At 60.2% G+C, this 21,131-nt stretch carries 19 protein-coding genes; 9 read left to right on the plus strand and 10 right to left on the minus strand.

Annotated elements, in window-relative coordinates:
- Positions 1-86: 86 nt before the first annotated feature.
- From rnr to L6R21_19990, 4 genes are all read left to right on the plus strand, one after another.
- A complete protein-coding gene (gene rnr, locus L6R21_19975) occupies positions 87-2,273 on the plus strand; it encodes a ribonuclease R (protein ID MCK6561480.1) in 2,187 nt (728 codons plus the stop codon).
- Positions 2,270-2,572 carry a hypothetical protein gene (locus L6R21_19980; protein ID MCK6561481.1) on the plus strand — a complete coding sequence of 101 codons (303 nt, stop codon included), beginning with the start codon at positions 2,270-2,272 and terminating at the stop codon, positions 2,570-2,572. Before rnr ends, L6R21_19980 begins: the two co-directional genes overlap by 4 nt.
- Before the next feature lie 215 nt (positions 2,573-2,787).
- Positions 2,788-4,707 carry a M1 family metallopeptidase gene (locus tag L6R21_19985; GenBank protein ID MCK6561482.1) on the plus strand — a complete coding sequence of 640 codons (1,920 nt, stop codon included), beginning with the start codon at positions 2,788-2,790 and terminating at the stop codon, positions 4,705-4,707.
- Positions 4,708-4,842: 135 nt separating this feature from the next.
- Positions 4,843-5,148 carry a hypothetical protein gene (locus L6R21_19990; GenBank protein MCK6561483.1) on the plus strand — a complete coding sequence of 102 codons (306 nt, stop codon included), beginning with the start codon at positions 4,843-4,845 and terminating at the stop codon, positions 5,146-5,148.
- Positions 5,149-5,188: 40 nt separating this feature from the next.
- On the opposite strand, the gene L6R21_19995 is transcribed toward L6R21_19990, so the two are convergent.
- From L6R21_19995 to L6R21_20040, 10 genes are all read right to left on the minus strand, one after another.
- Complete coding sequence (locus tag L6R21_19995; protein MCK6561484.1) at positions 5,189-5,602, minus strand: acyl-CoA thioesterase; 414 nt, start codon at positions 5,600-5,602, stop codon at positions 5,189-5,191.
- An 86-nt stretch (positions 5,603-5,688) separates the two neighbouring features.
- Positions 5,689-6,792, minus strand: a complete 1,104-nt coding sequence (locus L6R21_20000) for a hypothetical protein (protein ID MCK6561485.1) — start codon at positions 6,790-6,792, stop codon at positions 5,689-5,691.
- 84 nt (positions 6,793-6,876) lie between these two features.
- The gene (locus tag L6R21_20005; protein ID MCK6561486.1) at positions 6,877-7,110 is read right to left on the minus strand and encodes a DUF2283 domain-containing protein; all 234 of its coding nucleotides are present in this window, start codon (positions 7,108-7,110) and stop codon (positions 6,877-6,879) included.
- Entirely contained in the window at positions 7,082-7,372 is a 291-nt protein-coding gene (locus L6R21_20010) for a hypothetical protein (protein ID MCK6561487.1), read from the minus strand. The genes L6R21_20005 and L6R21_20010 overlap by 29 nt, the downstream gene beginning before the upstream one ends.
- 131 nt (positions 7,373-7,503) lie before the next feature.
- Entirely contained in the window at positions 7,504-7,869 is a 366-nt protein-coding gene (locus tag L6R21_20015; GenBank protein ID MCK6561488.1) for a cupin, read from the minus strand.
- 124 nt (positions 7,870-7,993) lie between these two features.
- Complete coding sequence (locus tag L6R21_20020; GenBank protein MCK6561489.1) at positions 7,994-8,953, minus strand: acetyl-CoA carboxylase carboxyltransferase subunit alpha; 960 nt, start codon at positions 8,951-8,953, stop codon at positions 7,994-7,996.
- Between the two features lie 94 nt (positions 8,954-9,047).
- Positions 9,048-11,201: a glycosyltransferase gene (locus L6R21_20025; GenBank protein ID MCK6561490.1), complete on the minus strand. Its 2,154-nt coding sequence runs from the start codon at positions 11,199-11,201 to the stop codon at positions 9,048-9,050.
- 55 nt (positions 11,202-11,256) lie between these two features.
- Complete coding sequence (locus tag L6R21_20030; protein MCK6561491.1) at positions 11,257-12,012, minus strand: polyprenol monophosphomannose synthase; 756 nt, start codon at positions 12,010-12,012, stop codon at positions 11,257-11,259.
- Between the two features lie 129 nt (positions 12,013-12,141).
- Entirely contained in the window at positions 12,142-13,059 is a 918-nt protein-coding gene (gene rfbD / locus L6R21_20035; GenBank protein ID MCK6561492.1) for a dTDP-4-dehydrorhamnose reductase, read from the minus strand.
- A gap of 87 nt (positions 13,060-13,146) precedes the next feature.
- Positions 13,147-14,082: a carbohydrate kinase family protein gene (locus L6R21_20040; protein ID MCK6561493.1), complete on the minus strand. Its 936-nt coding sequence runs from the start codon at positions 14,080-14,082 to the stop codon at positions 13,147-13,149.
- 246 nt (positions 14,083-14,328) lie between these two features.
- Here L6R21_20040 and L6R21_20045 point away from each other — a divergent pair, with 246 nt between their 5' ends.
- From L6R21_20045 to L6R21_20065, 5 genes are all read left to right on the plus strand, one after another.
- Positions 14,329-16,164 carry a PDZ domain-containing protein gene (locus L6R21_20045; protein ID MCK6561494.1) on the plus strand — a complete coding sequence of 612 codons (1,836 nt, stop codon included), beginning with the start codon at positions 14,329-14,331 and terminating at the stop codon, positions 16,162-16,164.
- 160 nt (positions 16,165-16,324) lie between these two features.
- Positions 16,325-18,277 (plus strand): aconitase family protein, encoded by a 1,953-nt coding sequence (locus tag L6R21_20050; protein ID MCK6561495.1) that lies wholly within the window; start codon positions 16,325-16,327, stop codon positions 18,275-18,277.
- A gap of 96 nt (positions 18,278-18,373) precedes the next feature.
- Positions 18,374-19,336, plus strand: coding sequence for a DUF4351 domain-containing protein (locus L6R21_20055; protein MCK6561496.1), 963 nt, complete (start codon positions 18,374-18,376; stop codon positions 19,334-19,336).
- Positions 19,337-19,340: 4 nt separating this feature from the next.
- Positions 19,341-19,757: a secondary thiamine-phosphate synthase enzyme YjbQ gene (locus L6R21_20060; protein MCK6561497.1), complete on the plus strand. Its 417-nt coding sequence runs from the start codon at positions 19,341-19,343 to the stop codon at positions 19,755-19,757.
- Between the two features lie 6 nt (positions 19,758-19,763).
- Positions 19,764-21,125: a BamA/TamA family outer membrane protein gene (locus L6R21_20065; GenBank protein ID MCK6561498.1), complete on the plus strand. Its 1,362-nt coding sequence runs from the start codon at positions 19,764-19,766 to the stop codon at positions 21,123-21,125.
- Positions 21,126-21,131: the final 6 nt, after the last annotated feature.

Genomic DNA, 21,131 nt, shown 5'->3' on the forward strand with positions numbered 1-21,131 from the left:
CACGAAGTGAGGGCCAACCTCTCCTGCCAGTCATGCAGCCCCAGGCGTTGCCTAACCGGGGGGGACAATGAAATGAGTTCAACAAGATGAAAGATCTGATCGAGCGCACACTGGAAGTGCTGGCGCAACAACCCGCCCGCCAATTCAAGGCCAAGGAACTGGCCCGCCTGCTGCATGTTCCGCCGGCAAGGTATTCGGAATATCGTGGCCTGCTGCGGTCGCTGGCACAACAGGGTTTGCTGGCCAAGTTGCGCCACAACCATTTTGCGCATGTGCGGCCGACCTCGACGCTCTCCGGCAAATTGCACGTGAAAACTCAGGGCTATGGCTTCCTGCTGGTTGGCGAGGGCAAGGATGATGTGTTCATCTCCCAGAAGAACATGCGCACCGCGCTGAACGGCGACCTGGTCAAAGTCGAGTTGTTTGCTCGGCCTTCGGGCAGAAGGCCGGAGGGCCGGGTGGTGGAGATTCTGCAGCGCAGCCACAACAACATCGTCGGCACGCTGCAGCGCGGCAAGCATTATTACTATGTCAAACCGGATGACATCAAGCTCCTGCGCGATGTGTACATTCCGGAAGAGAATCTCAATGCCGCCAAGCCCGGGCAAAAAGTCGCGGTCACCATCGAATCGTGGGAGGATGAGCTGCAGAACCCCGAAGGCCGCGTGGTGAAAGTGCTCGGCTTTCCCGGGGAGCCGGGCGTGGATGTGTTGTCGGTGGCGTATGCCTTTGATCTGCCAGCCTCGTTTCCCGTGGAGGTCGAGCAGGAGGCCGCCGGCTTGACGATGGCGCTCACACCCGAGCTGCTGGCGCGGCGGCTGGATTTGCGCGAGCTCTTGACCTTTACGATCGATCCCGAAGATGCCAAGGACTTCGACGACGCCGTGAGCCTGCGGGAATTGAACAGCGGCAATTTCGAGCTGGGCGTGCACATTGCCGACGTCAGCCATTTCGTGGCGGAGAAGTCGGTGCTCGATCGTGAAGCCCTGGACCGCGGCACTTCGGTTTATCTCGTCGATCGCGTCGTGCCGATGCTGCCCGAGCGCTTGAGCAACGATCTCTGCAGCCTGAAGCCGGATAGCGACCGCCTGACCTTCTCCTGCCTGATGGAAGTCACCCCGCGCGGCCGAGTGGTGAATTATCAGATTGTTGAAACAATTATCCACAGCAAAAAGCGCTTGAATTATGAGCAGGCGCAGCGTATTATCGACGGCAAAGAGTCGGTGTCGCCGGAAATCGACGAGACCCTGCGGCGCATGAACCGGTTGGCGCACACGCTCACCCGGCGCCGCCTGCGCAACGGCAGCCTCGATTTCGACACGCCGGAAGTGAAAGTCATTCTCGATGAGCAGGGCCATCCGATTGAAATCCGGCGCAAGCTCCGCCAGGATTCCAACCGCCTGATCGAGGAATTCATGCTGCTCGCCAATCAAACCGTGGCGCAGCACATCGATCTCACCCTGCGCAAGCAGTACAAGCAGAAGCCGCCGTTTATCTACCGCATCCACGAGGCACCCGATCCGCTCAAGATGAAGGATTTCGCGCTGTTCGTCAAGGCGCTCGGCTTCAAGTTCGATCATCAGCAGCAAGTGACCAGCAAGCTGCTCAGTGAATTTCTCAAGCAGGTGGCGAACACGCCCGAGTCCGACATTATTGAAAATATAATGCTGCGGTCGCTCATGAAGGCGAAGTACTCGGTCACCAACAAGGGCCACTTCGGCCTGGCTTTCCAGCATTATTCCCATTTCACTTCGCCGATCCGCCGCTATCCGGACTTGATCGCCCATCGCACGTTGAAGGAATATGCCCGCGGCTACCGCGCGGAACTGCACGAATGGTTCGAGCGTAAACTCGATCACGCCGCGCAAAAAGCCTCGGAACGCGAGCTGGTGGCGCTGGAGGCCGAGCGCGCTTCGGTGAAAATGAAGCAGGCCGAGTTCATGTCGGCCTTTCTCGGCGAGGAATTCGACGGCCTGATCTCCGGCGTGGTCGCGTTCGGCTTTTTCGTGGAGATTCCGCAGTTCATGGTGGAGGGGCTGGTGCACATCAGTGATCTCGACGGTGATTACTATGTCTTCGAGGAGAAGGCATATCGGTTGAAAGGGCAGAACAGCGGGCGCGTTTACCGGCTGGGAGATCCGGTGCGCGTGAAAGTGGTGAAGGTGGATGTCAGCGAACGCCTGCTCGATTTCGTTCTGGTTGAAAAAAAGTCGCGATCTTCCAGGAAGGAACGCCCGCAGAAAACGGAGCCGCGCAAACGGAGGAAGAAATGACCTATACGGAAAACTACTTTGATGAGGCGGTAATGACTGATCGCAAACCGGTGCTGGCGCGGCCTGCGCCGCCCGCCCAGGCACCAACCAAGGAGGCCGCAATGGCGAAGCAACCCCTCTCCGACGGCAGTGAGGAGTTTTTCGAGCGCTTTACCCCGGAAGAGAAAATCCAGGCCAATCGACAAAAGAACATCTTGCTGGGCTTGGGCATTACCCTCGGCGTCATGGCGGGCGTGGGGCTCGCGCTTTGGCTGATCAAAGGCCGGCGCAAGAGTTGGATCAAAAAGCTGCTTGATTGAATGCCGGCCTGATGCACTGCCGGTACCACCGGGAGGGCGGGCACAAAAACGGCTTGCAGCTTGCACCCAAACCGGCGCCGGCAGTTTTCCCGGCCCGGCAGTAGGCTGATAAAGATCTTGCCCTGGTTCTTTCTGATTCGTGCCTCCGCGGAATTTCTCCAGCCGGACTTGTTCGTGGAGGCCCTCCCCTTCCCTGAATGCGGAGAATCCTGTTCATGAAACGCCTGGCCTGCTTGGCAATCCTCCTGCTGCATCTCCCGGTCTTCGCACAAACCCATCAACCTTCGCGTCCCCAACCCTATCCCGTTTTCGAAACGTTGCAGTTCCGCCGCGCCGTGGAACGCGGCACGCGTACGCGCACCGGCCGCCCCGGGCCGAAGTATTGGCAGCAATACGCCAAGTATCAATTGCACGCAACGCTTGATCCCGCCAGCAACAGGGTGAGTGGCGACGCGACGATTCGCTACTACAACCATTCGCCCGATACGCTGCGGTTCCTCGCGGTTCATCTGCGGCAAAACGTGTTTCGCGCCGAGGCCGTGCGCAACACCGAGCTTCCGCTCACGGACGGCATGCTGATTCATCACCTGGCGGTGAATGGCACGCCACTTTTTTCTTCAAACCGGAATAATTTTGAAGCGGGATACACTGTTGAGGGCACGTTGCTGTGGCTGCGCCTGCCTGCGAAGATGCTGCCGCGTGACAGCCTCGCGCTTGCGATCTCGTGGTCCTACTCGCCGCCGCCGGCGCCGGGCGACGGCCGGCAGGGCCAGGATGGCGAGGTGTTTTTCCTCGGCTACTGGTATCCGCAGCTTGCGGTATATGACGACGTGTCGGGCTGGGCCACCGATCCCTATCTCTCGCAGTCGGAATTCTACATGGGCTATGCCGACTACGATGTCCGTCTCACCGTGCCGAATGGCTGGCTGGTCGCCGCGACCGGCACGCTGGAGAATTTCCGGGAAATCTTCTCCGCCGCCACGCTGGCACGGCTCAAACAGGCGGCCGACAGTGACGAGGTCGTGGCCATCATCACACCCGGCAATCGCGCCTTCGCGTTTCGCCAAACCGAGCAGCAGGGCCACACCTGGCATTTTCGCGCGCGCGGCGTGCGCGATTTTGCCTGGGCCGCGAGCGAGCGCTTTCGCTGGGAGGCCACGCGCGCGCTGGCCGGACCCGCCGGACAACAGCGCACCATCGCGATTCACTGCTTCTACCGCGAAAAACCCGAGGCGAGCGCCTGGCTTCACAGCGCACGCTACAGCCGGCTGGCGACGGAATTTCTCTCCCGCTTTTTGTGGCCCTATCCTTATCCCCAGATGACGGCCGTCGAAGGCATTCTCGACGGCGGCGGCATGGAATATCCCATGATGACCGTGATCCAAAGTTATCAGGACACGCTGCGCCTGGCCGGCAACTTGATGCATGAGATCGGTCACATGTGGTTTCCCATGCACGTCGGCTCCAATGAAACCCGCCACCCCTGGCAGGACGAAGGCCTGACGCAATTCAACAGTGCGGTGGGCGTGAAACAGCTTTTTGGTTTTGACCGTTCCATCGTCGGGCGCGAAACCTACCTCTCCGCGGCGCGCGCCGGCCGCGAAGTCGAGTTGATGCGACACGGCGATTTGTTTCCGGCAGCGGATCTCTATTACGCCCTGCCCTACAACAAAACCGCGCAAGTGTTGTTTGCCCTGCAAGCCATGCTCGGCGAAGAAACCTTCCTGCGCGCCTATCGCGAATACGGAAAACGCTGGCAGAACAAGCATCCCCAGCCGTATGATTTCTTCAACACCTGCACTGACGTCAGTGGCCGGGATCTCTCCTGGTTCTGGCGCATTTGGTTCTACGAGACCTGGACGCTCGATCAGGCGATTGCAGCCGTGCAATCGGCGGGCGATTCGCTCGAGATTGTCATTGAAGATCGCGGGCTGGCGGCCATGCCGGTGCCGGTCACGATCACACGCGCGGACGGCACCGTCGAAGCACGCCTGCTGCCGGAATCAGTCTGGCTGGCGGGCGGCCGCCAGCATACGCTGCGCGTGGCGAGCCGGCCCGCGGTGCGGCGCGTGGAGATCGACGCCCGCAACGATTTTCCGGACCTCGACCGCAGCAATCAAGTGTGGCAGCCCTGAGCAGCGTGGCGCCTGCTGCTGGCCGTTTCGTGCGAGATCGCGACGCGGCTTTTCAGCCTCCGCCGCCCGGCCGAGAACAAATCGCGCGCCGCGTTTCGCTTCTCACGGTTGACAAATTTTGTTGAGGAATCTGTCATGAAGAGAACTGCCGGCAAAATTCTGTGCTTGACGCCCACCCCGGGCAAGCAGGGCACCCGCATCGATCGGTGGAAGTATGAAACGCTGCGCCGGGCCATTCGCCGGGCCGTTCCCAAAAACAGAACCGGCGTCGAGTTCCGCAAGCTTGCCGAGCTGGTGCGACAACAGCTTGCCGCAGAGGAGTTGCAAACGATTGGCTCGTTGCTGTGGTACACCACCACGGTCAAATTGCATCTGGAAGCTATCGGTGAGATTGAGCGCGTGCCCGGCGCACAGCCACAACGCTTGCGGCGTGTGAATTAGCCCAGGTCGCGAGGGACGGTACGATCAATTGCCCACCGGCTCATGCCGTCTTTTCGAAGAAGGCCCGCAGCGTCTGCAAAAAAATCCGCGGTGGCCGCACCGGTTTGCCGCCGGTGTTGATGAAAACATGCGTGGTGTAGCCGGTGGCCAGCAGTTCGTCGTTTTGGTTGAAGATTTCATACTCGATGCGCAAGCTGGCGCGCGGGAACTCGCGCATGCGGCTGACGATGCGCAAGAGATCGTCGCAGTATGCCGGTCTGCGATAGGAGCAATAGGCTTCGGTGACGGGCAACGCCACGCCCAACTGCTCGATTTCGGCATAGGGCAGGCCGGTGCCGCGCAGCATTTCCGTGCGGCCGGCTTCGAACCACTTGAGATAGTTGGCATAGTACGCCACGCCCATTTTGTCGGTGTCGGCGTAGCGCACACGCAATTGCAGAGCGTTTTCGAGCATGTCCGGTTGGCTGGTTTGGCAAGAGTGGGGACAAAAGCCGCTTCGATATTCATAAACCCGGCATTGAAACGGGCTCCGGCCCGGGCTTACCGCAACAACCGGCGCAGAGCGGGATAATCCACTTCCCGCAGGGCCTGCGCCAACTCGTCCCACAGCGTCTGATCATTGGCAAACACGTTCACCACGATGAGCTGAATGCGCCGGGTGGGGTTCTCGCCCTGGCTGAGCGCGGGATTGAGGCGCACAATCTTGCCGCGATCGAGAGTCCCGCCTGCGGCAAGATCAAAGCGGCCGTCTCCCAGCCGCGCCGGCGCGCCCCGTTCTGCGGCCGTCAAATTGGAGCGATATGCGGCAATCTCCGCAATCAGTTTCTGCTGCTCTTGAATCAACTCGCCGTATTGTTTCCTACCGGCAATCGAGTTTTCTTCCCAAATTCTGCGGGTTTCGGCGATCGTCTGCTGCAGTTGTTCCGCCTGCGCCGGATCAGTTTTCTTGAATTCAGCGATCAGCTCCAGGCTTTCAGGCGTGGGCGCGAATGGCTTGGAGATTTCAGTCAGCGTCGTCTCCAACTCGACCAGCCTCTTCTCCGCCTCCTGCGTTTTGAATTGCAGATACTCTGCCACCGTGATAGGCACCCAGGGCGGTTGCCGATTCGGCGTCAGCACCACGACCCAATTCTCTCCGGCATGATAAAGAGTTTCCTCCCCGAGGCGCGCCGCGGCCGGCGGTTCGAAATACGCCTGCAATTCCCGCACGGCATGAGGTTGATGTTCGAAGATGAGGCGCGGATCATTGCAGGTGATATCCACATGGCCACTGTTGAAATAGTCTGCGCCTTTGCCGAGGCCGCATTCGCCTGCAGCCCACCCCGCCGGCGGATAGAGCATGGCACTCACGCGGGCGAAATGGCCGAAGCCGGGCACGGGATGGCCGGGATAGATGTTGTTGCGCAGCCGTTTTTCCGGAATGCGGCGCAGGGTGCGCACTTGTTTGAGGAGATTACCGGCGAATTCGAGATCTTTCTGCCACTCAGCCACGGGCGTGGCGCGGGCAATGCTGGCCTCCACCGATTGCATCTTGTCCGGCGCCCAGCAGTTTTCCGGTTGCGGCTGTGCGGGAAGAGCAAGCCCGGCGAAGAATGCCAGGGCCAGCCAGGCGACGGCTCGGCGGTTCACATGGGGAGAGTACATTTGCCTGTCATTGTTTGTGGAGAAGGGCTCACTCCTCGTCGCGATGCACGCTTTCCGGAGAGAATGCCGGCAGGCGCGGTGAGATTATGCCGCTGGCACGATTGCGGCCTGCAACAACTTCCCTTGCACGGACTCCAGAATGGCATCACGAAGGAAGGTGCTGGCATGGAGGATTTCAATGCCAATGAGCTCTCCGCTGGCATTCAGCTCAGCGGTAATGTGGGGGCTGATCTCGATGCTTCCGCTTTCCGGTTCATCTGAGATCGCCAGGTGGAGGATATCCTCGTGTTCAAAGTATGTTAGTTTGGTTTTGTTCATGGATAAATCTCCCGATCCTGATTCGAAAATTGATTTGCTGGCGTGTTATGGCATGAATGGTTATCGGTACGATGACCTCTTCATTCGCCTCATAGGGCACGATGACCAGCTTGTCATCATGACGCCCAACCGCGGCCCGTCGCCCCGCTGCTGAATCGAAATAGCGTTCCGGCGAAAACTTCAGGATGCTTTCGATGATGCCCAGATCAAATCCCCGCAGTGTTGCTTTGTACCTGAGATAATCTGTCCATTCTATCTTCATCGGTCAAAATCCTTGCCGCAGGCAGCCTGAAGGAGTCGGTGCGGCAGTTCTTGCCATTTTCTGTTGAATCTCTGCGCGCCGCCAGCGCGGCGATTTCTGCCACTCGAACCGCCAGCAAAAGTCAACGAAGCTCATTCCTCGTCGCGATGCACGCTTTCCGGAGAGAATGCCGGCAGGCACACGGCAAGGTATTCCGCGCCTGCGGGTTCCGGTGTGCTGTATTGCACCCATTCACCGCGGTGAACGATCACGGCTTCTCCGGCCTTGACCTCGAGGACGCCGGCTTTGGTGGCAACGCGCAAGAGCCCGGACAGCACGACGGTATATTCATCGAACTCGGGAGTCTGGCCCGGCTCGATCCAGCCGGCGGGGCTGCGCATGCGCGCAATGCTGACAGCCGCGGTGTTCGAATTGACCCGGCCGATGAATTCTTCAATGCGTTTGGGCTTGTTGCCGGCGGCTTGAATGAGCGTGGGACTTTTGATGTGTGTCGGCATCAGGTTTCCCCTCTGAATGATTCGTTGTGCGTCACAAGCATGCTTCGGAAGGACGCCTTGTGCGCCACAAGATTCCTCTTGAATGTCACCTTGACGCATTCATACCGATCAAGGGAACGCAACACTAATTCCTCTCAAAGAAGCCCATGCGGCCATATTTGGCGATGCGCTGCTCGATCAGTTCGTCCGGCGGAATCTTGACGAGTTTGTCCAGCTCGAAGATCAGGCAATCTTTGAGAATGCGCGCCGCTTCGTCATAATCGCGGTGCGCGCCGCCTTTGGGTTCTTCGATGATGGCGTCGATGAGGCCGAGTTTGATCAGGTCGCTGGCGCCGATCTTCATGGCTTCGGCGGCCTGCTCGGCCTTGGTGCTGTCGTGCCAGAGAATGGCGGCGCAGCCTTCCGGCGAGATGACGGAATACCAGGTGTTTTCCTGCATCCACACCCGGTCACCCACGCCGATGCCGAGCGCGCCGCCGCTGGCGCCTTCGCCCACGATCACGACAATGATCGGTACCGGCAGGTGTGACATTTCGAGCAGGTTGCGCGCGATCGCCTCTGCCTGGCCGCGCTCTTCCGCGCCGATGCCGGGGTAGGCGCCGGGCGTATCCACCAGCGAGATGATCGGCCGCCGGAATTTCGCGGCGAGCTTCATGATGCGCAGCGCTTTGCGATAACCCTCGGGATGGGGCATGCCGAAATTGCGGTAGAGTTTTTGTTTGGTATCGCGGCCCTTTTGCTGGCCCACAATGAAAACGTGGTGCGGCCCCAGGCGCCCGAGGCCGGCAATGATGGCGGGATCATCGCCGAAGGCGCGATCGCCGTGTAGCTCGACAAAGTCGTCGACCATGCGATCGAGATAGTCCTGGGTGTAGGGCCGTTGCGGATGGCGTGCGAGCTGCACGCGCTGCCAGCGGGTGAGCTTGGCGTAAGTTTCTTCGCGCAGCCGTTTGGCCTTTTCTTCGAGCTTGCGGATTTCGTCCGCCAGCCCGGCATTGGCGGCGGCATCGTATTCGCGCATTTCCTGAATGCGTTTCTCCAACTCTGCAATCGGGCGTTCAAATTCGAGGATAAAGCCGCTCATGGTCATGGTTCCTTTTCGGTAAGGGATTTTCCGTGTGGCCGCGCGCAGGAAGCGCAAGCACGGCGGAGCGGAAACAACTGCATTCGCGCTGGTTTTAGATGCGAAAGAAAGCTCGAAACAGAATTTCCAAGTCGAGCAGCGGGCTGTAGTGCGTAACGTAGTACAAATAATACTTATCTTTTTCTTCTTGCGAAAGGGGGATTTTTCGCTTGCTCACCTGCGCCAGGCCGGTGAGGCCGGGCAACAAACCGATGCCGCGCGCGCGTTCGGATTGGGCGGCGTCTTCCCAAAGTTCACGCCCCACCCAGGTGAGCCGGCCGCGCAAGACAGCGAACAGCCAGGGCCAGCGATCGATGCGGCTGCGGCCTGCCACGTGCCACAAGCGCAGCGGTGGTTGTTGCGGCATGGCAAACGCCACCGTCTCGCAGCGGCGCACGCGCAGCAACCGGATCAGGAAGAACGGCGCCAGCAGCACGAGTGCCAGCGCCGCCAGCAGCAGGTCAAACAGGCGCTTGCTCAGACGGGGCAGGGGGTGCACGAGCCGGTTTTCGATTTCGATCAACGGCACTTGCGCAATGTCATCGATGCCGGATTTGCCGATGATGACATCGAGATGGCTGGGCACGAGTTTGAAACTCACCTGATGCCGGCGGATGCGCGCCATGGCGCGCATGATGCGGTCGAACGGCACGCGCTGAGTGGAGAAAATCACCTGCTGAATCCGCGGCGCGGCGCCGGATTGCAGCAGCTCATCCAATTCGTGCAACGAGGCGATCACCGGCAATCCGGCGAAGGTCTGCCCGATTTGCGCCGGATCCAGGCTCACCAGTCCCACCAGCTCATAACTGCCGCCGAAGTTGAGCTTCAGTCGCTCCACCAACGGCACATCGGAATTGAAATCTCCCACGATCAGCGTGCGCGCGCCCAGCAGCGTGCGGCCGAGCGTGCCGGTGAAGGTTCCGATGCCGAGGTGGTAAAGCACTTTCACCAGCAGGCGCCAGCCCGCCAGCATGATGAGATTGAGGCCGCCCGCCAGCAGCACCACCTGGCGGGAAAAGGCATACTGATTGAAGAAATACGTCAGGCTGGCATTGATGAGAAAACCCGTGAAGGTGGCCGCCAATGCTTGATAGGAGGAAAACCGTGCGCGCTGATAGCAGCCGAACAGCGCCAGGCAGGTGAGCCAGACGAACGAATAGACGATATCGACGATGAAGTAGTTGGCCAGCACGGAGCTGCGTTCGAAGCGGAGCCAGATGGCCACGCCGAGGTTGACTTGCATGAGGAGCAAATCGAGCAACGGCAGCGCGAGGCGGTCGAATGCGGATTTGGCAAAGGCAATGATCGCGCGCACCCAGATCGCGGCATGCAGCAGCCAGTAGGAAATGACGAACATGCGCCGCCGAAAATGTTTGCGCACGAACAGCCCCATGGCCTGATAGAACACATGCAGGCTGTCCAGGCTGCTGCGCTTCGAGCTTTCGCCTTTGAAGTGGACGATTTGCGTGCCGGGGAAATAATGAATCTGCCAGCCCGCTGCGCGAAACCGGAAGCACCAATCGAGATCCTCGCCATACATGAAGAAGGATTCATCGAGCAGCCCCACCTGCGCCACCGCCTCGCGCCGTGCCACCATGAAGGAACCGGAAATCGCCTCCACCTCGCAGGTTTCGTCCTCCGGCAGATAGGTGAGATTGTAGCGTCCGAACCAGCGGCTGCGCGGAAACAGAGCGCTCAAGCCGGAGAGTTTGGTGAAGGCCACCCACGGCGTCGGAAAGCTGCGGCGGCAGGCGAGTTGGAGTGAGCCGTCTGGATTCAACACTTTGCAGCCGGCCATGCCTGTTGCCGGATGGGAATGCATGAAATCCCGAAGCGCGCTGAAGGTGTCCTCCTGAACCACGGTATCGGGATTGAGCAAAACCAAAAGGCGGCCGTGGCTCTGCTTGAGCGCGAGGTTGTTGGCCGCGGCAAAGCCGAGATTGCTGTCATTCTCGATGAGCCGGCATTCGGAAAACTGCGCGCGCACCATGGCGGCGGAGCCGTCATCTGAAGCATTGTCGACCACGAAGATTTCCGCTGACAGACCCGCCAGCGCCCGGCGCAATGACAGCAAGGCCTGCCGCAGGAATTCACGCACGTTGTAGCTCACAATGATGATCGAGAATTCCGGTGCCGTTGCCAGTTCCAATGGCCGCAGTGCCGTGCCGGCCTGATCGAGATCTTCCGGTGACGTGGTCGGAGTGTGCATGAGCTGAAAGTCTTTTGCCGCGGGCCGGGCCCGCCACTCGCGGCCCGGGCCGGACTCAATGGTTGAGCTTGCCCAGCAAGTCGTGCAGCTTCAGGCGCCAAACCATCTTGGCTGCCTCCAGTTGAATCTGGCGGGACATTTTCGACTTGCCCGCCAGGCGCTCGGTGAAGACAATGGGAATTTCACAGATGCGAAAGCCTTTGCGCCAGGCTTTGTAGTGCAGCTCGATTTGAAAAGCGTAACCGTTGGAAACAATGTGATCGAGGGTGATGGCCTCCAGCACGCGACGGTGAAAGCATTTGAAACCGCTGGTGCAGTCAAGAATCGGCATGCGGGTGATGATGCGGGTGTAGGCATTGGCAAACAAGCTGAGCAGCAGCCGCGAGAGCGGCCAGTTGGTGACGTTGACGCCGGTGAGATAACGCGAGCCGATCACCAAATCGAATTCGCCGGTTTTGCTGAGAAAGCGGGGAATGTCATCCGGGTTGTGCGAGAGGTCGGCATCCATCTCGAAGATCAGATCAAAGCCGTTTTGCAGCGCGAATTTGAAGCCGGCGACATAGGCGGTGCCGAGCCCCATTTTCTTCTCGCGGTGGAGCAAATGGAGCCGGGGCTCATGGCGGCTGCGCCGCGCCACCAGCCCCGCGGTGCCGTCCGGAGAGTTGTCGTCGACGATCAAAACGTGCAGCGTCGGGATATTGAGACCGAACAGGCGGTCCAAGAGCATGTCAATATTTCCGGCCTCGTTGAAGGTTGGAATCACCACCAGAACATGCTGCTGGATGGGAGTGTTCAGTTCGTACTCCTTCATGCAATGTCAAGCCATTGGCCGTCTCGAGTTCCTCGCCGCCGGGTCGCGCCGGGAATCCGGACTTCACTTTTGTTGATCCTGCCTGGCTCGGGTTGAAACCGGCGCAACAGACGGCGCTGCGCCGCGCGCTTATGCCGCCTGGCCGCCGGCACTCTCCAGTTTGAACTTCTGCAATCCCTCGGTCACGTTGGACATCGAAATCCCCAATTCCTGAACCGCCCTGGCAATATCGAATCCCGAATTCATCGGCCGCAGCGCCTGTTGCTTCAAATCCGCCGTGCGGATCGGGGCGATCAACTTGACGTCCAGGTTGAAGACTTCCGCGATTTTCAAGGCAAAATGATAACGGTCGATGATCTCCGTGCCGCAAATGTGGTAGATGCCGTCGCGCCCCGATTCCGCCAAAATGCGCAGCGCCACCGCCAGCTCGCTGGCGAGCGTGGGATTGCCGAATTGATCGGTGACGATGCGCACGGGATTGCCATTCTGCAGTTGGCGAATCAGCCAGGTGACGAAACTCGGCCTGAGCTTGCGGCCATGCCCGTACAACACCATCGTGCGCGCGATGGCATAAGCAGCGCCGCTGCCAATCAGCGCATTTTCGCCTGCCAGCTTGGCGCGGCCATAAAAGCCCAGGGGATTGGGGCGATGCGCCTCGGTGTAGGGACCGCTGGTGCCGTCAAAAACATAATCGGTGCTGAGGTGCAGCAGCCGCGCTTCGACGTGGCGGGCCGCTTCCGCGAGATAGCCGACCGCGGTGGCATTCACCTGCCAGCACGCCTCCCGCTGTTGCTCGCTGCCGTCAACATCGGTGAAGGCTGCGGCATTGATGATGAAGTTCGGCATCACCTCCCGCACGAGTTTGATCACGTCGGCGCGCCGCGTAATGTCGCAGGGCTGATAGTTCACTTCCGGCAGCTCCGCCACAAACTCCGGGCTGCGGTCGCAAGCGATGCGATCGTAATCGTTCGCAAAGGCGTGCAGCAGATTCTGTCCCAGCAAGCCATTGGCGCCGGTGATCAAGACTCGCTTGCGCATCAGTTTCATGGTCGTCAAGGATCCTCCTGATTTTTGCTCAATTCAGGCATCTCATGTTGGTTCGTTCCTTATTCTGCTGCGGCGTTGGCCGCAGACTCATGCGGGCAGGTGCGGCCGCACATGCGAACGGAACAACTCCGGCGTCAGCGAGCCGAGAAAAGTCGTGTTCAATGCCGCCACCCGGTTCGCAAAGCGCGTGGCGGCCGGCACCTCATGGTATTCGAGATAGTGGACGAGAAATGCCGCGCCGAATGCGTCGCCGCAACCGATGATGTCAACCGCTTTCACCGGCACCTCCGGCTGAATGAATTCCCGCTGAATGGCGCCGCGCGCGCGATAGCACAGCAGGGAGCCGCGGCTCCCCAGCGTGATGTGGCAAATCGCCGGGCCGTTGGCCACCACCTGTTCACCGAAGGCGAGTAAATCCGCGTCGCCGCCGCCATGGCCGAGCAGGGTCGCCGCTTCTTTTTCGTTCATCTGCAGAATGTCGGTGGCGTGCATCCAGCCTTCGGCTTGGGGAATTTCGCGATAGTATCGCCCACCGCCGGGCGCGATGCCGAGCGCCAGCGAATGGACGTCGAGGTAGATCAGCGGCCGCGGTGATTGCGCCTTGAGCCATTGCAGCGCCGGCAATTCGACATCCCTGCCGGTGATGAGATTGATTAAGACCGCTCTGCAGTCTTTCGTGGCCGCAAGTTCATCGCGGCCGAGAGCGGGCATCGGCGGTGAGGTGCTTTCGTCGCGCGTTTCGGCACTGCGGTAAACCAGCGTTACTTTGGTGTTGGGTTGCGTCACGCGCTGCATCAACTCAAAGCTCAGGTGGGGCCCGAAGCGCGCCAGCGCCGCCACCGCGGTAGCGTGAAAATCGTTGCCGATCCGGCAGCACGGCAGGATGACGGTGGGAGGCTGCGTCAGGCTGGCAAGAAAAGCGCAGGAATGGTAAAGCCCGCCAATGCTCTGCACTTCCTGTTGCTCCAGCGTGATGATGGTGTCGCGGATGAACGTTCCGATCGCAGCGATCCGTTGTGCCATGCTTTGCCCGATTGTCTGATGCCCGGTTTTTTGCGGCGCAATGTAAGAATTTGAGCTCTAAAAGCAAAGACGAAATCCCGCAGCGGGACTTCACGGGCAGGCACACGAGGCTTGCATCTGGAGCGATTTTGGATTATCATTCGGCAAAAATGCCTGGGGTGCGGCGCTATGACGTCGCCGTGCTTGATCAAGTCCCGGCTGCCGCCGCTTCATCGCAATGCACACCATCAACGGACAAGGAACAGAATGAACGCCCGACGCCTTCTGCTTCTGATCATAACCATGGGACTCGCCTGTATGAACGCGCCGCTCACCGCCTCCCCTCCAACCATTCACTATCGTCTCGGCATGCCGCAGCCGCACACGCATCTCTTCGAAGTCGAGATGACCGTTGCGCCAATTGCCAAGGATGATCTCTTTCTTGATTTCATCATGCCGGCGTGGCGGCCCGGCCGCTATGTGATCTTCGATTTCGCCGGCGGCGTGCAGGAGTTCTCCGCGCACGCCGGCGAGGGAACCGACGCGCCTCTGCCCTGGCGCAAGATCGACAAAGCCACCTGGCGTGTCGAAACCAAAGGGCAGCCGGCGGTGACCGTTCGATACAAAGTCTATGCGAATGAATTCAGAGAGCGCACCCGCGGCTTGAATGATCAGCACGGATTCGTCAGCGGCACAGCGGTGTTCATGTATGTCGAAGAATTTCGGCGCCTGCCGCTGACGCTGCAGATCGAGCCATTCGGCAATTGGCACGTCACCACCGGGCTGGACCGCGTGTCCGGCAAACCGAATCGGTTTCAGGCACCGCATTACGATTACTTCATCGACTGCCCGCTGGAGATCGGCACGCAGCAGGATTTTTCCTTTGAAGTGCAGGGGAAAAAACACGTGCTCAGCCTCTTCGGCGAGGGCAATTGGGACAAGGACAGGCTGATCGATCGGCTGCGCCAGGTGGTGGAGGCCAGCTTCAAATTCTGGGGCGACTTGCCCTATGAGCATTACACTTTCCTGGTGCACAGCGCGCCCGGCATGGGAGGCGGCACGGAGCATCTCAACTCCACCATCATGGGAATCAATCCCTTCAATTTTCGCAATGAGTCTGGTTACGATCGCTTCACCGGCCTGGCGCTGCATGAATTTTTTCACACCTGGAACGTGAAACAACTGCGGCCGGCCGGCATTCACCCTTTTGATTTCACCAAAGAGAACTACTCGCCCTCGCTGTGGATCAGTGAAGGCATGACGGATTACTACACGACGATTCTGCTGCGGCGCGAGGGCTTGCGTTCGATTGCGTCATTGCTGACCGAACTCGCCCGGATGATTGAGAACGATCGGCGCCGGCCGGGGCGCAGGCTGCAGTCCCTGGAGGAATCCAGTTTTGATTCCTGGATCAAGTTCTGGCGCAACCACGAGGACAGCCAGAATCGCGAAGTCAGCTATTATGACAAGGGCGGCGACGTGAGCTTGATTCTCGATCTTGAAATCCGCCAGCGCACGCAGAACCGCGGTTCGCTTGATCAGGTGATGCGCCGGGCGTATCAGGCCTTTCCGCTTTCCGGCCCGGGCTTCACGCCGGCGGATTTTCAGCGCGTGGTGGAAGAAGTGGGCGAGAGCAGTTTTGAAGATTTCTTTGCGCAGTATGTGCGCGGTACCGCCGAGATTGATTTTGCCGCGTTCTTGCGCTACGCCGGCCTCGAAGTGCAGGAGATTCCCGCCAATCCGCCCAAGCCGTGGCTCGGCATCGCAGTCGCTGAGCGGGAAGGCCGCACCTTGATCACTTCCGTGATTGCCGGCTCGCCTGCCTACGCCGCCGGCCTGAACACCGGCGATGAGTTGGTGGCGCTCAATGAGTACCGTATTCGCGCTGAGCAATTGCTCGACCGGCTGGCGGACTGCAAAGCGGGCGAGGAGATCCGGCTCACGGTCTTTCGCCATGAAAAACTGCGCCAGTTCCAAGTGAAGCTGGCCGCGTCGGAGGTGCCGGAGGTCATCGTCCGGCACAGCAGCAATCCCACTGACTTGCAGAAGCAAATCTACACGGATTGGCTGGGCACCGCCTGGCCGGGCGAGGCCGCCAAATGAGCCGGCCGCAGCCCGGCCGGATGACAACGGGGTTGCATTCGGCGGCAGGCGATTTTATATTGCATTCGCGTTTTGCACGCCATTCGCCGCGCACGATCGTTCTCGTGAAACGCAATCCAATCTCTGATCCTTTGCCAACATTCCTCTTTGGGTTCTGAGCATGACTTCACCTCGTCCGATGACGCTTACTGAAAAAATTCTCCTGCAGCATGCGCTGGGCTGGGAGAAAAATTACGTCCAAGCCGGCGATATTCTTGCCATCGCGGTGGACTGGACCATCGCCAGCGAGCTGGCCTGGAACGGCATGAACATGACCTACGCAGCGTTGGGCCGGCCGCCGCTGTTCAACAAAGATCGCTTCTACCTGGCGCTGGACCACACGGTTGATGCCGGCACGCTGGCATCCGACGCGCGCACGCAAAGTCTCGTGCAGCTCGCGCGCGGCTTCGCACGCGAGAGAAAGCTGAAGTATTTCTACGATGCCAATCAAACCATCATGCACACCGAGTTCTTCCGGCAACTGGTGCGGCCGGGCGAGATTGTGCTGGGCGCCGATTCTCACACCAGCTCGCACGGCGGCATGGCCGCGCTGGCGATCGGCCTGGGCGGCGCAGACATCGTCGCGGCCATGGTGCGGGGTTATTCCTGGCTGCAAGTGCCCGAAGCGATTCGCGTGCATTATGCCGGCGCCCTGCCCTTTGGCATCACCGGCAAGGATGTGATCCTCACAACCCTCGGCCAGTTGGGACGCAACACGGTGGCGATGGAACGCACGGTGGAATTCAGCGGCGATCAGCTCGAGGATTTTTCCACCGACTTTCGCTTTACCATTGCCAACATGACTGCCGAGTTTGGCGGGCTCAACGGCATCTTTCCCGCGGATGGCCGCGTGCGCCAAACCATGCAGCAGCGCCGCGATCCGAAGATGCGGGAAGGCGGCTGGTGGTTTGCGGCCGACGCAGAGGCCTCGTATGTCGCGCGCTTTCGCATCGAGTTGGCCGGTTTGGTGCCGCAGGTGGCCAGACCGTATTCGCCGGACAACGTCGTGAGCGTGACGGAGGCCGCGGGCCAGCGGCTCGACGGCTGCTTCATCGGCGCATGCACGACCACCGAAGAAGAATTGATTCTGGCCGCCCTGGTGCTGGAGGCGGCGTTGGCGGAAGGCAACCAGCCGGTTCCCTCCGCCAATCGCATCGTCGTTCCCGGCAGCCTGGAAATCGCGGGGCATTTGCAGGATAAAGGGCTGCTGGAAATCTATCGCCGCGCCGGCTTTCGCGTGAATGAACCGGGTTGCAGCATGTGCCTCGGCATCGCGAGTGATCGTGCGCAGCCCGGCGAAGTTTGGCTGTCTTCGCAGAATCGCAACTTTCACAATCGCATGGGCAAGGGCAGCATTGCCTGGCTGGCCTCCGCGCTGACGGTGGCGGCCTCGGCATTCGATTTGAAGATCTCTGATCCGCGGCCGTATATCGCGCGCCTCGATCGCGATCGCGTCAGCCGGCTCATTGCTGCGAAAAGCGGATTGCCCGCCGTGGTGCACACGCAACCGCAGCCGCAACCCGCGGCCGCAGGTGCCGGGAAAACTCGCGCCGCCGGCCGGCAGGAGCAGCCCGCCGTTCTCACCGGCCGTGCGCAACTATTCGGCGATCATGTTGACACCGATGCCATGATTGCCGGCGAATTCTGCCACCTTTCCGACCTGAAGGAAATCGGCGCCAAGGCTTTCTATCATTTTCGGCCGGACTTCGGGCAGCGCGTGGCGGTGGGCGAGAACATCCTCGTCGCCGGTGAAGGCTGGGGCAGCGGCTCGAGCCGCGAGCACGCCGTGTGGGCGCTCAAGGGCGCCGGCGTGCAGGCAGTGATCGCCAAGAGCTTTGCCTACATTCACAAACGCAACCTGGTGAATGAGGCGCTGCCGTTTCTGATTCTGCGCGACGAGGAATTCTATCGCCGCGTCAAGGACGGCGACCTGCTGCAGCTTGATCTGGCTGCCGCCACCGTTATGCTGGACGGCATCACCTACGCGGCCGCGACGCTGCCGCCGGTGATGCGGCGCATCATCCAAAACGGCGGTTTGGTGGCGAATGTCAAGCAGGAACTCGAGCAGGCCTGATCGCTTCGCGCGATGAGAGGGCGCAGGGCGCTCACTTAAAGCGAACTTACCCAAGCAGCGACGCTGCGCGCGGCCAGAACAAATTGCCGCGATTGCATGCAAAACAATTGGGAGGGCACATTGCACGATATCGACCGGGCGTTCAAGACCATGCTCGCGCTGACGCCAGGCTGTTTTTTGGATTTGCTCTTTGGCCGCAAGCGAGAGATCGTGCTGAAGGAGCTGGCGGACCCGCAAATCAATCTGCCTGAATTGCGCGGCGACAAAGTGTTGCTGGTGCGGGAAAGGCGCGGGGTCTATGCCGTGATCCTGGAGGCGATGCTGCATCCCAAACGGGCGCAGTTGCCGACGTTTGCTCTGAAAGCACTGGCGCTGCAATACCTTTTGAAGGTACCGGCATTGGTGGTCATTGTCTACTTGGAGAAGGAGAAGCATGCCGTATTCCCGGACAGTTTTGAAATCCGGCTGGGCGCCATGTCGAATGAATTCCGGCTGGCGAGTGTCCGGCTTTGGGAGTATGAAGCCCGCATCTTGAGCGGTGAACTGAGGGAACTGGCGCCGTTTCTACCTCTCTTTCACCGCAAACCCGATCCGCAGCTCATTGCGGTACAAAAAGAATTGCTCCAGGGTGTTGCTGATCCCAAGTTGCGTGCGAATCTGCTTGCCACGGCCATGATCGTCGACATTCGCTCATTCGGGATGGCGGTGGTACAAGCTCATTTTATGAAGGAGGTTCACATGCTGAAGCGAACCAGCATCGTCGAAAGTTGGTTGAAGGAGAGCTTCGAAAAAGGCAAGCGGGAAGGCAGGCTCGAAGGCAAGCTCGAAGGCAAGCTCGAAGGCAAGCATTTGGCCCAGCTCTCATTGGTGCAAAAAATGCTAAAGCAGAAATTCCGCCGGATACCAGCCGAACTGCAAGCGCGGCTGCGAGAACTGGATGACATGCATCTGGAGCAGCTCAGCTTGGCCTTGCTGAACATGCGTACGGTGAAGGAGTTGGATCTTTGGCTGCGCAACGGTGCGGCGGCCCGCCGCCCTACCGGCAAACGCAACCGGTGATGCCATGATTCACACCACGACCCTTTCCGTCTCCACCCAAGGCTTCACCGACATTCGCGACCTCACCCCGCAAATCCGCGCGGCGCTGCAGGAAGCCAAGTTGCATGACGGCACCGTGACCGTGTTCGTTTCCGGTTCCACGGCCGGCATCACGACAATCGAATTCGAGCCGGGCTTGCTGAAGGATTTACCCGCTGCCTTTGAAAAACTCGCGCCGGTGCACGCCAATTACGCACATGACAACACCTGGCATGACGGCAACGGTTATGCCCACGTGCGCGCTGCGCTGCTCGGCCCGTCACTGGTGGTGCCGTTTGCCGGGGGCGAACTGCTGCTCGGCACCTGGCAACAAATCGTCTTGGTTGATTTTGACAACCGGCCCCGGCGCCGGGAGATTGTGGCGCAGTTCTCAGGCGAGTGAGTCATCATGGTTGCCCCGCTGCGAAACGTTGTGGCAGTGCCCGCGCTCTGCTTTCTCATGCTTTGCGGCACGCCGGGGGCCGCCAGCGCACAAAGCCGGGATTCCACGGCTGCCGCGCTCACTTCTGAATCTCCCTCTCCGGCTCTCATCGTGGAGCGCATCGAAATTCTCGGCGCCACCAAAACCCGCCGGCACGTGATTCACCGCTATCTCCAGCTCAAACCCGGTGACGCCGTCACGCCCGAGATGATCGATCGTGACTACGCGGCACTCACCGCCACCCACTTTTTCAAACAAGTTGACTTCAGCTCGAAGCCCGGCAGCGAGCCGGGAAAGATCGTGCTCGTGATCGAAGTCACAGAGCGGCGCTGGCCCTGGCTGGAATTCGCCGGTGGCTTCAGTGAATTGCAGGGCTGGTATTTGGTGCCGGCAGGCGTGCGCTGCGACAATCTCTTGGGCGGCGGCAGCATTGCCGGCGCGCGCCTTGTCATCGGCGACCGCACCGGCGGATTCTTTCTCCATTTTCGCCAGCCCGACCTCCTCGCCTCGGGCTTTGACTTGCAGTTCGAAACCGGTTCCTCTGCCACTGACTACATTCATTATCTCGACGGCCGCCAGGCGCTGCACAAAGTCAGGAGAGGCGCTGCCCGAATCGCGCTGCGCGGCAGTCGCGGCTGGGCGCGCTTTTTTTCTGCGGGAATTCATTTTGAGAATGTTCGCCCGGAAGCGGAATTCGAAGCGAAGAACGTCACGCGCACCGACTTTCCGCCCGCGTTGGCCGCGCAGTTGGCCAAGGAGAAAATCAACACGTTCTTCGCGCGGCTGCAAATCGACACCCGTGACGATCACTATTTTCCTCGCGCCGGCACGTGGGGAGCGCTTTCATTTGAGCGCGCGGAGGCCGCGCTGGGCGCCACGCGGCGTTTCAACCGCATCGTGCTCGACGGCCGCTGGTATCGCGCCCTCGGCAGCAGCGTGCTGGCTTTGCATGGCAAGGCCGGCCGCGTCGCGTCAGCGGCACCGTTCTATGAACGCTTCTATCTTGGCGGCGCCTATGCTCTGCGTGGCTTTCCCGAGCGCGGCCTGACCCCGCTGGGCTGGGGCACGGCGTTGCTGCTGGCGCAGGCGGAAATGCGCTTCCCGGTGGCCGGCGAACTGCACCGGCCCGGGCTGCTGGGCGCAATCTTCTTTGATGCCGGCCGCATCAGTACCACAAGCCTGCCAGACGATGCCGGCCGCTTTTTCACCTCCGCCGGTTTCGGCTTTCGTGTGAAAGTGCCGGTCATCGGTCTGCTGCGTATGGATTTCGCCTATCCGCTCGACCGCGATGATTTCCGTTTTCATATCGCCTTGGGACAGACTTTCTGATTCGCC

The sequence above is a fragment of the bacterium genome, from assembly GCA_023150945.1.
Taxonomy (GTDB): domain Bacteria; phylum Zhuqueibacterota; class Zhuqueibacteria; order Zhuqueibacterales; family Zhuqueibacteraceae; genus Coneutiohabitans.

Bases quoted from the DNA above. Each gene is read 5' to 3' on its own strand.
- rnr (MCK6561480.1), top strand. From the start codon at position 87: ATGAAAGATCTGATCGAGCGCACACTGGAAGTGCTGGCGCAACAACCC.
- L6R21_19980 (MCK6561481.1), top strand. From the start codon at position 2,270: ATGACCTATACGGAAAACTACTTTGATGAGGCGGTAATGACTGATCGC.
- L6R21_19985 (MCK6561482.1), top strand. From the start codon at position 2,788: ATGAAACGCCTGGCCTGCTTGGCAATCCTCCTGCTGCATCTCCCGGTC.
- L6R21_19990 (MCK6561483.1), top strand. From the start codon at position 4,843: ATGAAGAGAACTGCCGGCAAAATTCTGTGCTTGACGCCCACCCCGGGC.
- L6R21_19995 (MCK6561484.1), bottom strand. From the start codon at position 5,602: ATGCTCGAAAACGCTCTGCAATTGCGTGTGCGCTACGCCGACACCGAC.
- L6R21_20000 (MCK6561485.1), bottom strand. From the start codon at position 6,792: ATGTACTCTCCCCATGTGAACCGCCGAGCCGTCGCCTGGCTGGCCCTG.
- L6R21_20005 (MCK6561486.1), bottom strand. From the start codon at position 7,110: ATGAACAAAACCAAACTAACATACTTTGAACACGAGGATATCCTCCAC.
- L6R21_20010 (MCK6561487.1), bottom strand. From the start codon at position 7,372: ATGAAGATAGAATGGACAGATTATCTCAGGTACAAAGCAACACTGCGG.
- L6R21_20015 (MCK6561488.1), bottom strand. From the start codon at position 7,869: ATGCCGACACACATCAAAAGTCCCACGCTCATTCAAGCCGCCGGCAAC.
- L6R21_20020 (MCK6561489.1), bottom strand. From the start codon at position 8,953: ATGAGCGGCTTTATCCTCGAATTTGAACGCCCGATTGCAGAGTTGGAG.
- L6R21_20025 (MCK6561490.1), bottom strand. From the start codon at position 11,201: ATGCACACTCCGACCACGTCACCGGAAGATCTCGATCAGGCCGGCACG.
- L6R21_20030 (MCK6561491.1), bottom strand. From the start codon at position 12,012: ATGAAGGAGTACGAACTGAACACTCCCATCCAGCAGCATGTTCTGGTG.
- rfbD (MCK6561492.1), bottom strand. From the start codon at position 13,059: ATGAAACTGATGCGCAAGCGAGTCTTGATCACCGGCGCCAATGGCTTG.
- L6R21_20040 (MCK6561493.1), bottom strand. From the start codon at position 14,082: ATGGCACAACGGATCGCTGCGATCGGAACGTTCATCCGCGACACCATC.
- L6R21_20045 (MCK6561494.1), top strand. From the start codon at position 14,329: ATGAACGCCCGACGCCTTCTGCTTCTGATCATAACCATGGGACTCGCC.
- L6R21_20050 (MCK6561495.1), top strand. From the start codon at position 16,325: ATGACTTCACCTCGTCCGATGACGCTTACTGAAAAAATTCTCCTGCAG.
- L6R21_20055 (MCK6561496.1), top strand. From the start codon at position 18,374: ATGCAAAACAATTGGGAGGGCACATTGCACGATATCGACCGGGCGTTC.
- L6R21_20060 (MCK6561497.1), top strand. From the start codon at position 19,341: ATGATTCACACCACGACCCTTTCCGTCTCCACCCAAGGCTTCACCGAC.
- L6R21_20065 (MCK6561498.1), top strand. From the start codon at position 19,764: ATGGTTGCCCCGCTGCGAAACGTTGTGGCAGTGCCCGCGCTCTGCTTT.